General features: G+C 33.9%; 9 protein-coding genes. 3 read left to right on the top strand and 6 right to left on the bottom strand.

Annotated elements, in window-relative coordinates; genetic code table 11:
• Positions 1–3 precede the first annotated feature (3 nt).
• The 3 genes from BLT80_RS16280 to BLT80_RS16270 form a co-directional block, all read right to left on the bottom strand.
• Positions 4–2,910: a PEP/pyruvate-binding domain-containing protein gene (locus BLT80_RS16280; protein ID WP_092469914.1), complete on the bottom strand. Its 2,907-nt coding sequence runs from the start codon at positions 2,908–2,910 to the stop codon at positions 4–6.
• A 192-nt stretch (positions 2,911–3,102) separates the two neighbouring features.
• Entirely contained in the window at positions 3,103–4,875 is a 1,773-nt protein-coding gene (locus tag BLT80_RS16275; RefSeq protein ID WP_092469913.1) for an ABC transporter ATP-binding protein, read from the bottom strand.
• A 74-nt stretch (positions 4,876–4,949) separates the two neighbouring features.
• Positions 4,950–5,393, bottom strand: coding sequence for a DinB family protein (locus tag BLT80_RS16270; protein WP_092469911.1), 444 nt, complete (start codon positions 5,391–5,393; stop codon positions 4,950–4,952).
• A gap of 83 nt (positions 5,394–5,476) precedes the next feature.
• On the opposite strand from BLT80_RS16270, the gene BLT80_RS16265 reads away from it, so the two are divergent.
• Positions 5,477–6,688 (top strand): multidrug effflux MFS transporter, encoded by a 1,212-nt coding sequence (locus BLT80_RS16265; RefSeq protein ID WP_092469909.1) that lies wholly within the window; start codon positions 5,477–5,479, stop codon positions 6,686–6,688.
• Here BLT80_RS16265 and BLT80_RS16260 read toward each other — a convergent pair.
• Positions 6,685–7,305, bottom strand: a complete 621-nt coding sequence (locus tag BLT80_RS16260) for an L-threonylcarbamoyladenylate synthase (RefSeq protein ID WP_092469906.1) — start codon at positions 7,303–7,305, stop codon at positions 6,685–6,687. The genes BLT80_RS16265 and BLT80_RS16260 overlap by 4 nt on opposite strands.
• A gap of 50 nt (positions 7,306–7,355) precedes the next feature.
• Between BLT80_RS16260 and BLT80_RS16255 the strand changes: the two genes are divergently transcribed.
• On the top strand, positions 7,356–8,219 hold the full coding sequence (locus BLT80_RS16255; protein WP_092469904.1) for an alpha/beta hydrolase: 864 nt from the start codon (positions 7,356–7,358) through the stop codon (positions 8,217–8,219).
• On the opposite strand, the gene BLT80_RS16250 is transcribed toward BLT80_RS16255, so the two are convergent.
• Positions 8,216–10,567, bottom strand: a complete 2,352-nt coding sequence (locus BLT80_RS16250; protein WP_092469902.1) for an ATP-dependent helicase — start codon at positions 10,565–10,567, stop codon at positions 8,216–8,218. The two genes, BLT80_RS16255 and BLT80_RS16250, sit on opposite strands and share 4 nt — an antisense overlap.
• Positions 10,568–10,700: 133 nt before the next feature.
• Between BLT80_RS16250 and BLT80_RS16245 the strand changes: the two genes are divergently transcribed.
• Positions 10,701–11,972 (top strand): amidohydrolase, encoded by a 1,272-nt coding sequence (locus BLT80_RS16245; RefSeq protein WP_092469900.1) that lies wholly within the window; start codon positions 10,701–10,703, stop codon positions 11,970–11,972.
• Here the strand turns inward: BLT80_RS16245 and BLT80_RS16240 are convergent.
• Complete coding sequence (locus BLT80_RS16240) at positions 11,969–13,543, bottom strand: hypothetical protein (RefSeq protein ID WP_092469898.1); 1,575 nt, start codon at positions 13,541–13,543, stop codon at positions 11,969–11,971. The genes BLT80_RS16245 and BLT80_RS16240 overlap by 4 nt on opposite strands.
• Positions 13,544–13,596: the final 53 nt, after the last annotated feature.

The following is a 13,596-nucleotide window of genomic DNA, read 5'->3' as shown; positions in this document are numbered from 1 at the left end:
CTTTTAGTTTATGTTTTTTAAAAGTAAAATTACTTTCGACTTATTAATTTTTGGAGTAATAGATTCTAAATACTCAGAACTTAATGCCTTTTTGTTTTCTACAAATGGTCGTATTTGAAACAACCATAATTTATTATCCTTAAAACCAAGTTCCACATCATACGCACCTTCATAATCTGAATTGGTTTCTTTAGGAATGGCAATTCTAATGGTTTTCGCTAAATCTCTTATTTCATTAATATTTTGGATATTTAATACAAAATCATCAAAAGTCGAAGTTTGCTTTTGCATACCTCCTGTTATTGGTAACCTGTTAAAATATGATTCTCTCGCAGGCGCTAACAACTGAAAGCCACCTTCATTTTTAATCAGATAGGTTTCTGCTGATTGTCCATCAACCGCTCCACCTGCACCTTTGCTAAACGCTACTGTAAGATCATTATCGTTACTATTACTGATCCCTTTAGTAATTAAAACACCTGAATAATCGACATCTACACTAGGAATTACCAAAATAGAAGGAAATACATTTTCAGGATTCAACAGATATTTTTGTCTCCATTTAAAACTGCGTTCGGTATATGGTGAGGCCCAAACATCTTTGATGCCTTCAATAATTTTAGCTTTATCTGCAACGTTAAATAAGGTAAGGTTTAAACCGGCTCCCGTAAATTCTTTTAAATCTTCCATATTAGTATCACTGCGCAAAAACACAGGTACATCACCCATTTCATTCCCTAAAATTGATTTAAAATCGTTTTCAAGTTCTAAAAGAAACTCAGGTTTCATTGGCATTTTCTTTATGGCAACTCTTAAAATTTCTAATTGCGATAACTGATACGCTTCAATTTCAGCATCACTATTATCTTGTGACATCTGTTCTGCTTTAGCAAACATTGCGTTTAAGAATTCCCAATATGTTTTATTCTGATCAGGCATTTGCTGATCCATATGACTTTTAAAAATCCCGAAAGGAATCACAAGACCTTCAACTACTTTATCAGGAAACATTTTTTTGAGCTGTCCTAAATTGGCTGCTTTTGGTCCGCATAATTGTCCGGAATCACTAGCATCAACACTTCTAAGGTTTAGAATATTTGTTTCATCTAATCTAATTTTTTCAATGGGCACAGCAATTTTTCCTTCCTTTCGCTCTTTTTTCACAAACAATGCGCGCTCGCTTTCTGTCATATCCTTTTCGAGCTTCATAATGATGTTTCCTTTATTTGAAACCGCATAAAAAACCGTCTCACCATTATATTTTAAAAGACTCTGTAGATTATCATCTGATAATGCTGCATTCGGAATGCCTAAGTTTCTAGCTAATAATTGCACATGTGATACCATATTTCCTTCAGAAACTGTGGCTATACCAGCAATAGGTTTTAGATCGGAAGGTGAGCGCTGAAAAACATATATTTTATTAGACGATACTTCTATATCTTCTGGTGATCCTGAAACTACAACTAATTCACCCAAAGCATAACCAGGATTTAAACCTCTAAAGCCACTTTGATTTGGGACATCTAAAACTTTGTTAGTCAATGATGATTCTTTTGCAATAAAATCTCCTAAATCGCTCACTGCTTTTCCTAAGTGTAAAGCTACCGAACCTCTAATCTTATCATCAATAAAACCATAAGCCAAGGGCTCAAAATCGGTATATTGATCTACAACATGCTGATAATTGGCTTTCACCATAGACGAGCTCCATTCTACTTGACGCCTCGCATTTTCGAGCACTTGGGTTAACTCATCTAAGGTCATCGTTTTATTTTCCGATGGTTTAACACCTAAATCTAATTCTTGCCATTCTGATAATTCTACATAACCAGCACCTGCGGTTGCTAAGCCTAAATAACATATTTTATTCAATAACTCATCAACGGTCTCAGTTTCCCAATCTTGAGCAGTCTTAAAAACGATTTCTTCTAATTTAAGTGATACATCTAATAACTGTAACCGTTTTGCTCCACTCGTTTCAGTAATTACTGCTTCACGAATATCATAAAGTAATTGAGATGATTCTTCAATAAGCTTTGATGGTTCTGAAGTATCAGAATTAGAACTTATAAAGCCATTTATTTTTGAACCAATCTCTGTGTTCTTAAGCGCAGTAGTCTGTTTTGCCAATGCTGAAACATCTACGGGTTTAAAAAACAGAGTCATCGTCGCAATTAATTCATCTATTTTCTTTCCATTTGCAATAGATATTTTAGAGGTATTTGCTTGCTTGAAGTTTTCAACTTTTTGAATATCTGAAGCTTCTGGCAAACTATGAATCTTAACACGTAAATCCATAAACTCAGGAATCACATCAGAAATCACCTTAGATTGACTGCGCATTAATTGTGCAACATTATCATCACCACTATGTGGAATATCTTTTAAAGACTGCCTAATTAAAAAATAGTTTTGTTTAAGATTAGTATCATTCGCTAATAACCATTTGTAGAACTCGATTCCCCAGACCTCTTCATCTTCTGACTGAATTGAGCCTCTATAAAATTGTCCTTTTTGATTTACCCATCCATTATCAATAGTTCTTAAATACTTATCTAATTGGTATTGTTTAAGACGCGAATGATTATGCTTTACATCCCAAAACTCAGCAGCATCGGTATAGGCTAATATTTGACCTAAATAAATATGATTGGTTTTGCCTAGGTTGACAACTGCATCTTTATAGCGTGCATGCTGAACTCCTGGTCCAATATTTTCTGGACAAGGATCTTTTGGTTGGCGCAAACTTCCATCTGTACAAAACCATCGAATGTCCTTATAAGGACCACGCACATCATTTTTATAAGTGGATATTAAGTCTTTTATCTGGTCATTTGATACACTCTGAGAACACACAATAGTTGAGAATCCTAATAGGAAAAATGATAGTACTATATATTTTTTCATAACTTGATTTAACGTTACTTAATATACATCAAATCTAGCATCTATTAACAATCAAAATCACTGATATTATATAAGTTATTGACAATAATCAAATACAAATACGTGAATACAATAGATTGAATTTACAATGGAACTTTTGAGATTTTCCCCCTTTGTATATCATTTTGAATTCAAACCATTTTCTATAATTACTTAAATCTTAGCCTGAAACGTATATAAATCGTAGTAACGTCCTTTTGCTTCAAGTAACTCATCATGAGTACCTCTTTCTGCAATACGTCCGTTTTCTATCACTAAAATCTGATCTGCTTTTTTAATGGTACTTAAACGGTGAGCGATAACTATAGTAGTTCTATCATTAGTTAATTCTGATAAACTTTTCTGAATTAAGCCTTCACTTTCTGTATCTAAATTAGACGTTGCTTCATCTAAGATAATAATCTTAGGATCTGCTAAAATCGCTCTAGCGATAGCTATACGCTGTCTTTGTCCTCCTGACAATTTCACACCACGTTCGCCTATTAAGGTTTCTAAACCATCATCAAAACGATCGGTAAACTCATTTACGTAGGCTGCTTTTACTGCGTTTAACAATTGTGCTTCAGTTGCGTTAGGTCTAGGAAACATAATGTTTTCTCTTATGGTGCCTTCAAATAAAAATTCATCTTGTAAAACCACTCCCAAGTTTTTTCTAAAACTACTCAGTTTCACTTTAGACAAATCTTCACCATCTATAGTAATTTTTCCAGATTCTGGATTTAAAAATGTTGCTGACAAACCAGCAATTGTTGATTTACCAGAACCAGAACTGCCAACCAATGCTACTACAGCTCCAGATGGTACTTCAAAATTTATATTATGTAAGACAGGTTTTCCTTCTTCATAAGCAAACGATACATTATCAAATTTTATATCGCCTTTCATAGTTTCTAGCTCTATGGTGCGGTCTTCCTGTTCGTCTTCAGCTGCTAGATTCATTAATTCTTCAGTACGATCTAAGCCTGCTAAAGCCTCTGTTAATTGGCTACCAATGTTACTCATTTGTACAATTGGAGCAATCATAAAACCTAGAATTAAAGTGAAAAACAAAAATTCACCTGTGGTCATGCTACCTTCAATCATGTAATAGCCACCAATTCCCATTATTCCTGTAGTTGCAACTCCAATTAAAAACGTTGAAGAACTCGTCATTAAAGCTGTTGCAGTTAAACTCTTTTTTACATTTTGAAATAAACGCTCTACACCTATTTCGAAAGTTTTGTTTTCTTGTTCTTCTGCATTAAATGCTTTTATAACTCTAACTCCCGCTAATGTTTCTGTTAATCTACCTGTGACTTCTGCATTAATTTTTCCTCGATTTCTAAATACTGGTCGTATGTATTTAAAAGCTTTTAAGGCTACAATTCCGAATAATGAAAGTGGCACAAAGACAAATAAGGTCATCCAAGCATTTAATTTTATTAAAATTACCAAAGAGACAATAGCTGTAAAAGAACCTCCAACGAGCTGAACTAAACCTGTACCTATTAAATTTCGCACTCCTTCAACATCACTCATAATACGAGACACTAATGCTCCTGATTTTGTATTATCAAAAAAGCTAATAGGCAGTGAAAGGACTTTCTTTTGTACTTGTGCTCGTAATTCTGATATTAAATATTGAGCTTGTACACTTAAGATTCTAGTTAATAAAAATGAGGTTACTGATTGCACTAAAATTGCTACGATTACAATACCAATTAGTGCATAAAGTCCATCAAAATCTTTGTTTGGCACCACGTCATCTAACAACACTTTACTTTGCCATGGCAAAATAAGACCAGATAAACTGCGTATAACAATAAGTACTAAACCTATAAACACTAATTTTCGTCTTGGCCAAATAATGGTCTTAAAAGCCGATTTCATTGTTACTTTTGGCTTATCTGTTTTAGATCGTTTAGGTGCCTCTTTTAAATGTTGCATTTTACAGTCAGTGTTTGTGCAAAGATACGCTTACAATTCTCTTAATCCGATATACGATAAATTCAAATTTAATTTTAATCTAGAAGTCGTCTATGATAGTTAATTTGCCCTAAATGATAAGACAAATGTGTAGACAAATGAACTAAAAAGTATTCCGTGCTCATTGGTTTTTTAAATACCTGAAGCTCATATTCTTTTTGTAAATCTGCTTCGGTTAATTTTTTTAATGTTCGGTCTATTACATCAAGAGTATCTTCAACTTGCTTAATCAATTCCATTTTAGGAACATCTGTTAAGGTAAATTCTAATTCTCGTTGCCTTACATAGCCAGTGCCTCCAATAATTGCACCAATAAAATGATTAAGATTTCCTATAAGATGAAGACATAGACCTCCTGCCGAGTTAGTTATTAAACCTTCTGTTTTCCATAAATTAGATTCATTCTTATATTGTCTAATTTCTTCAGTTAAAAGATTAAGATCTCTTGTAAATAACTCTAGTAATGTTTGGGTTAGCATTATTTGTATTTATTAAATATTAATATCTGATTTTAGGGTAACTTCTCACCAAAAATAGACAATATTTAATTTACTTTTGCGGCATGAAAAATGAAAAAAGATCGCAATTAGAATTTGTAATATTAATGGCAGCATTGATGTCTATTGTTGCTTTATCTATTGATGCACTTTTACCTGCATTGCCAGAAATTGGTGAATATTTAAGCAGTGTGAATGAAACTGAAAACCAAAAGCTTATTACCTCCATATTTTTGGGACTGGGATTTGGACAACTTGTTTTTGGACCATTGTCAGATAGTTTTGGACGAAAACCAATGGTTTATTTTGGTTTTGGCGTGTTTATAATTGCGTCTATTATATGTATTACCACAAGGAATTTTGAAGTTATGCTTTTTGGAAGAGTTCTTCAAGGTGTAGGGTTATCATCTCCTAGAACTATGAGTATTGCTATTGTAAGAGATTCTTACGAAGGCGATCACATGGCGAAAATTCTATCTGTGGTAACTATGACTTTTATTTTAGTCCCTGTTATAGCACCCATGTTAGGTCAGTTTTTATTAGGGCATTTTGGATGGCAATCTATATTCATTGTGAACCTTATCTTTGGCTCTTTCATTATGCTATGGTTTTGGAGACGCCAACCCGAAACACTTCATAAAGAATATCAGAAAACATTTCGATTAGCCATATTTAAATCTGGTGCCATTACGTTCTTTAGAATTAAATCTGCTGTTATCTACACCTTACTTTCAGGATTGGCCACAGGGTCTTTTATGGTTTATTTAAGCACATCGCAACAAATTTTTCAAGTGCAGTATGATTTGGGAGATATGTTCCCTTATATTTTTGCCAGTTTAGCGGTAACTATTGGTCTCGCAACGTTTTTAAATAGTGCGATTGTAATGCGTTTTGGCATGTGGAATTTGGTAAATATTGCCTTATTGGTATTTGTGATTAACTCTTTAACTTATGTCATTATATTCTGGTCTGGTATAAATCCACCAATAGAAATACTCATTCTATTTTTAATGCTTCAATTTGCAAGTGTCGCGTTTTTATTTGGAAATTATAGAGCTTTAGCTATGCAACCTATGGGACATATTGCTGGTGTAGGCTCTGCGCTTAATGGTTTTATATCTACCATAATGGCTGTACCAATCGCTAACTATATTGGTAGTTTCGTAAAAACCTCTGTATTACCATTATTTATAGGTTTTTTCGTAACCGGAATTATTGGGTTGGTTTTATTCTATAGTGTGAAGAAACCCATACGAACAAATTATAAAACGGCTTAAAAAATCTCTAAGCTTCCCTTACCTTCCCTTACTACTATTGGTTCTTCTTCGGATAAATCGATAATAGTTGAGGCTTCATTATCTCCGTAACCACCATCAATAACTAAATCGACTAAATTATCCCATTTTTCAAGGATTAACTCTGGGTCTGTAGTGTATTCTAAAACATCATCTTCATCTCTTATAGATGTCGAAACGATTGGATTACCTAAAGCGGCAACTATTGCCAATGCTATAGAATTATCAGGAACTCTGATTCCGACAGTTTTTCGTTTTTTGAATGGATTTGGTAAGTTTTTAGATCCTGGTAGAATAAAAGTGTAGGGTCCTGGTAAGGCACGTTTCAGAATTTTAAAAGTTGTGGTATCAATTTGTTTTACGTAGTCACTTAAATTACTTAAGTCTTCACAAACGAATGAGAAATTAGACTTCTCTAGCTTTACTCCTTTTATTTTAGCTATGCGCTCTAAAGCTCTTATATTGGTGATATCGCAACCTAAACCATAAACGGTATCGGTAGGATAAATAATTAATCCACCATTTTTTAAAACTTTAACTACTTTTTGAATCTCTTTCGGATTCGGATTTTCTGGATATATTTTAATAAACTCTGCCATAATATGTATCTTTCAAATACGTTATACAAAGTAACTATATTTTTTTCAATATGAAGTATTTAAAACTTGTATTCATTGTTTTGATGTCAATTTCAACAGTGATGTCTTGCGCTTCGGAACCTTCGGATGATGATGGATTAGCTCCTTTAAACACAGCAGAATCCTATGAAGAACTTAATATTTCTTATGGCAATGATGACGAACAGGTTTTTGATTTGTATTTACCAGCAAACCGCACAACGGATACTAAAACAATTGTTTTGGTTCATGGAGGAGGTTGGACTTCTGGAGATAAAACAGAAATGAATGATTTTAAGAATTTTATTAAAGATCAAATGCCGAGCTATGCTATTGTAAACATCAATTACCGATTAGCAGATGAAAGCAACTCACCTTACCCAATGCAGATTAATGATATTACAAGGGTTATTAATTATCTAAAAAATAACGAAGCACATTATACCATTTCAAATAACTTAGGATTTGTAGGAGTTAGCGCTGGTGCACATTTATCCTTATTATGGAGTTATGGATTTGATACCGAAAATCAAGTAAAAATGGTTTGTAGTATTGTTGGCCCAACAAACTTAACAGATCCTGCCTACTTAAATAACACTAATGTAGTGCTTCAAGAGTTATTAAATACTTTTGGAATTGATACCTCAGCAGATTTTTTAGAAGAAATTAGCCCGTATCATAGAGTCACAGCGACATCGCCTCCAACTATATTATTTTATGGCGGAGAAGACCCATTGATTCCAACAACTCAAGGCACTGCTATGCGAGATAAACTAGAATCGCTTAACGTTACACACCAATTTACACTGTACCCTAATGAAGGACACGGATGGACAGGTCTCAACTTATTAGATACAACCCTAAAACTAAAAGTGTTTATAGAAACGTACCTTTAGTCTTGTTTTGTTCTTAAGATTTCAAGCTTTGCAAAGCGCAAGAGTAGATTCTTTGTAACACCATTCTGAAATTTAATTTCAGCTTTAGCATCAGCGCCAGATCCTTCTAATTTAATAACTTCCCCACGACCAAAACGTTGGTGATTTACGGTATTACCTACGGTAAGTTTAGTATCGACCACATTAGAAGCGTCACTAACTTTTGCGTGTTTTACGCGTTTTAACTTTTTTGGGGTGCTGATAATAAATTTCTCAGGTTTCTTCATGGTCTTCATGGATTCTTTTTTCTGAAGTTTTGCTGTTTTAGGTTTTGCGAACCTCACTCTGTTAGGTTCAATATCTCCAAATATAGACGCATCTAACATTGGATTAAATCGTTCTTTTAGAGGAGTCACGATGTTTACAAACTCTTCATCTATCTCTTCAATAAAACGACTAGGCTCTGCATCTATCAATTTTCCCCATCGGTAACGTGATAGTGTATAGGTTAAATAGGCTTGTTTCTCTGCTCGGGTCAAAGCTACATAAAATAATCGACGTTCTTCTTCTAGTTCACTTCTTGTATTCATACTCATGGCACTTGGAAATAAATCTTCTTCCATACCAACAATAAAAACATGTCCAAATTCTAAGCCTTTTGCCATGTGTATACTCATTAAAGCCACATGATCTGGATCACCTTTATCACCGTCTAAATCGGTTGCCAAAGCGACATCTTCTAAAAATTCGGCTAGCGAATCTCCTGCATCTGCTAATTCCATTTGGCCTTCAACAAAATCCTTAATACCATTTAGTAATTCCTGAACGTTATCAATTTTGGTAATACCTTCTGGAGTACCATCTTTGCTAAGCTCTCTAATTAACCCACTGGTTTTAGTTACATGTTCTGATAAATCAAACGCATTTGCGGTCTGATTCATCACTTTATAACTTTCAATAAGTGTTACAAAATCTCGTAACTTATTTTTTGTACCACCATTAATATTTATAGAAACGGAATCTATGTTTTTAATGAGGTCATAGATTGTTCTTCCGCTTGCATTTGCTGCAACTACTAATCTATCGATAGTTGTTTGCCCAATTCCTCTAGCAGGATAATTAATAACACGTTTTAGTGCTTCTTCATCTGCAGAATTAAGAATAAGACGTAAATAAGCGGTAACGTCTTTTATTTCTTTTCGTTGGTAGAACGATAAGCCTCCATAAATTCGGTATGGAAGATCTCTTTTTCTTAATGCGTCTTCAATTGCTCTAGATTGCGCATTGGTACGATATAAAACAGCAAATTCACTATGGGGAAGTTGGTTGTTCATTTTAGTTTCCCAAATTGTACTTGCAACATAACGCCCTTCATCAGCATCTGTCATTGCACGATGAACAATTACTTTTTCTCCCTCGTTATTAGCTGTCCAAACTATTTTATCGATCTTGGTTTTATTATGCTCAATGACTGAGTTTGCAGCACCGACAATATTTTTAGTCGAACGGTAATTCTGTTCTAATCTGAACATTTTAACACCATCATAATCTTTTTGGAAATTCATGATGTTATTAATATTTGCACCACGGAAGGCATAGATACTTTGCGCATCATCTCCTACCACACAAATATTCTGGAAACGATCTGCCAAAGCTCTTACAATTAAATATTGCGAGTGGTTAGTATCCTGATACTCATCTACTAAAATATAACGAAACTTATCTTGGTATTGCGCTAACACATTAGGAAAACGTGTAAGTAGCTCATTGGTTCTCAATAATAAATCGTCAAAATCCATAGCGCCTGCTTTAAAACAACGATCTACGTATTCCTTGTATATTTCTCCCATTTTTGGTCGCCTTGCCATAGCATCAGCTTCCATAAGTTCTGGGTTTTTAAAATAAGCTTTTACAGTAACGAGGCTATTTTTATAAGATGAGATTCGACTATAGACTTGCTTCGTTTTATAAAGATCTTTATCGAGTCCCATTTCTCGAATAATCGCACCCATTAATTTTTGCGAATCTTGTGTATCGTAAATCGTAAAATTGCTTGGGTAACCTAAATGATGCCCTTCAAAACGTAAAATCTTGGCAAAAACAGAGTGAAAAGTTCCCATCCAAAGGTTTTTAGCTTCATCTCCAACAATATCAGCGATTCTACCTTTCATTTCTTTAGCGGCCTTATTTGTAAAGGTTAATGCTAAAATATTAAACGAATCGATACCCTTACTCATTAAATAAGCGATGCGATAAGTAAGCACACGAGTTTTACCAGAACCTGCACCAGCAATGATAATCATTGGTCCATTGACCTGAATTGTAGGTTCTAATTGAGCCTCATTAAGTTGACTAAGATACTTTTCCAAGTTAAATTTTTTTGAAGGAGTAAAATTACGGATAGTCTTATAGTTTACCTCATGGAAATGCCATAAATTATAAACAAACTATTAAAAATTGTAGTTTATTAAAATTCAATATCTTAGTAGAAATATTTATTCCATGAAAAATTTATCTGTACTCCTCGTCTTGTTATCCCTGTTTTCTAATGCTCAAAACTCTTTAGAAAGCGACATCAATGCTATTGAAGACAAAATGATAGCCTGGAGACATCATTTTCATCAGAATCCCGAATTATCAAATAGAGAATTTAAAACGGCTGAAAAAATAGCAGAACATTTAAAATCTTTAGGATTAGACGTTGAAACTGGTATTGCGAAAACGGGAGTTGTGGCGATTTTAAAAGGTGACCAACCCGGAAAAGTTATCGCCTTACGAGCGGACATCGATGCATTACCTGTTACAGAACGAAACGATTTACCATTTAAGTCTGAAGTAAAAACCACCTTTTTAAATACCGAAACAGGAGTGATGCATGCTTGTGGACACGATACCCACATTTCTATTTTAATGGCTACAGCCGAAGTATTATCTAAACATAAAGACAAAATAAAAGGAACTATAAAATTTATCTTTCAACCCGCAGAAGAAGGACCGCCTCCAGGAGAAGAAGGCGGAGCAAAATTAATGATTAAAGAAGGTGTTTTAGAAAATCCTAAAGTAGATGCCATATTCGGACTTCATATTGATTCTGGAACTCCTGTTGGCTCTATAACTTATAAAACAGGTGGCATTATGGCTGCAGTAGAGCGATTTGTCATTGATGTAAAGGGAAAACAAACGCATGGCTCTCAACCTTGGTCTGGTGTTGATCCTATATTGATTTCAGCAAAAATAATTGATGGTTTGCAAACCATTATTAGTAGAGAATCGGATCTTACTAACGAGGCTGCGGTAATTACTGTTGGTAAAATTACGTCTGGCACACGATTTAATATTATTCCGGAATCAGCAGAAATGATTGGAACCGTTAGGACTTTAGATCCGAAAATGCGTGTTCACATTGAAAAGCGAATGACGGAAATGGTGGAGACCATTGCTAAAGCTTATGGTGGTGAGGCTTCTATTACATTTCAAAATTTCACCTCTATTACATATAATGATCCTGATTTAACCGCACAAGTATTACCTTCTTTACAAAAAGCAGCAGGAGACTCTAATGTTTCAATTATAAAAGCAACAACTGGTGGTGAAGATTTTTCATACTTTCAAGAAGTTGTGCCTGGTGTTTACTTTTTCTTAGGAGGAATGACACCTGGTACTGCGGAATCATTTCCGCATCATACTCCTGATTTTAAAATTGATGATAGTAGTATGCTTCTTGGTGTAAAAGCTTTCACACAACTGACATTAGATTATTTAAATCACAATTAATCTGTCTTTTGTTCACCACCTCCTGCGATTGCAGAAAGTAAGCCCGCTTTAACATTTAACCATATAAAGTTAAATACAGATTTGTTGGTTTGACGTTCTACATTTTTGGATTGGCCATAGCGATAATTCTTTTTATCATCTTCACTATCTTTTGAAACGAATAGATTAACGATGCTAGATAAAAATTTGTTCTTTTCCTTGCCATCTTTTTTCAAAATTGAAACTTCAAAATCATCATATTTCATTTTGATATCGATACGAGACGTTCTTGGATTGCCGCTAATAGTGAAGTAGGTTTGTTGTAATTCTCCATTTAAATCAACATAAAGATTTGGTTGTGTAAACTGATCCATTTGTTTCGCATTAAAAAACCCTAAATCGGCTTTAAATGTAAATTGGTCCGTAGTGTCAGCAACTTTAAAATTCCAATTCACTTTTAAAGGAGAATCATTCATAAAAGTGGTTTGTATTTCAATACTTGTATCATCGTTGCCAAAGGTGTTCCCTAATTTCGCAAATGTGGCATTTAGGTTTGTAAAATCTAAACGTCCTGCTTGTTCTTCGGCATTCACTTTTTCTAGATATGAAATACTTCCGTCGGTAATTTCAATCATATCTAAGCCTAAATCAAAAGTCAAATCTCTGAGTGACGTTCCATAGAGTGCTTTGTACGTTAAATCGTCTGCAACTAATTTATCTCTGTATATTTCTGCTACAGGTGCAATTAAATCTAACTTTTTTGAAGTAAAGTAAAAGGCATCATTCGTATTAAAGCCAAAATCCATATCCAAGATATTAATTTCTTTCACATTCAGGTTGAAATGATCGCGCTCCGTTTTTAAAACTGTTGAATACTCCGCTTTGGAATATTTTGTTTTTAGTTGAAAATTTTTAAATGTCGCTTTATGATTAGTAACATGCATAACATTTACCATGAGATCATCATACGTATTGGTCGCCCATTTTACATTTTCGGCATTTAACTCAAAATCAGTATAGGTGATTTTCTTATTTGCTTTTGAAGCTTTCGGGTTAATTTGAAAGTCTAATACTTCGAAATTAAGATTAGGAATACTTAAAATTAAAGCGTCACTTTCATAATTCGTTATTAAAACATCGGCCTTATTAATGGCGATTTTTTCCGCATGAATAACTTGATTAATTTTATCCAGAAAACTACTTTGGTAATCCTCATTCTTCACGACTGAATTATGTTTGTATTTTGCAACAAGCTCATCGATTATAAGAGATTCAATGGTTATTTTATCATTAAAAAGCAAATCCCAATATCCAACATCATTGATCTCTATAGATTTAAGTTTTGCGTCTAAAATGGTTTTGTTGGTTGTTTCTCCTGAGACAAGGATTGTTGGCGATTCCACCTCAACATTACCTGTCCATATATTAGCATTAATAGATGTGTATTCGATTTTAGTAGATTCGGATACATTATGAAGCTCCTCTCCTATTTTTTGTTCAATAAAACTATTTGCTAAAAATGATAGTAGTATAGTAACGATTGTAATAACAGCTATTACAATGATGGCTTTTTTATATTTTGGTTTTGTCATTTTATCTTATCCTGAAATATTATGGATGAATTTACCAAAACGCTTTTAAAAGT

Source organism: Winogradskyella thalassocola (genome assembly GCF_900099995.1).
GTDB classification, from domain to species: domain Bacteria; phylum Bacteroidota; class Bacteroidia; order Flavobacteriales; family Flavobacteriaceae; genus Winogradskyella; species Winogradskyella thalassocola.
The sequence above is the reverse complement of the archived record's forward strand: the minus strand, read 5'-3'. Positions and strand labels throughout refer to the sequence as shown.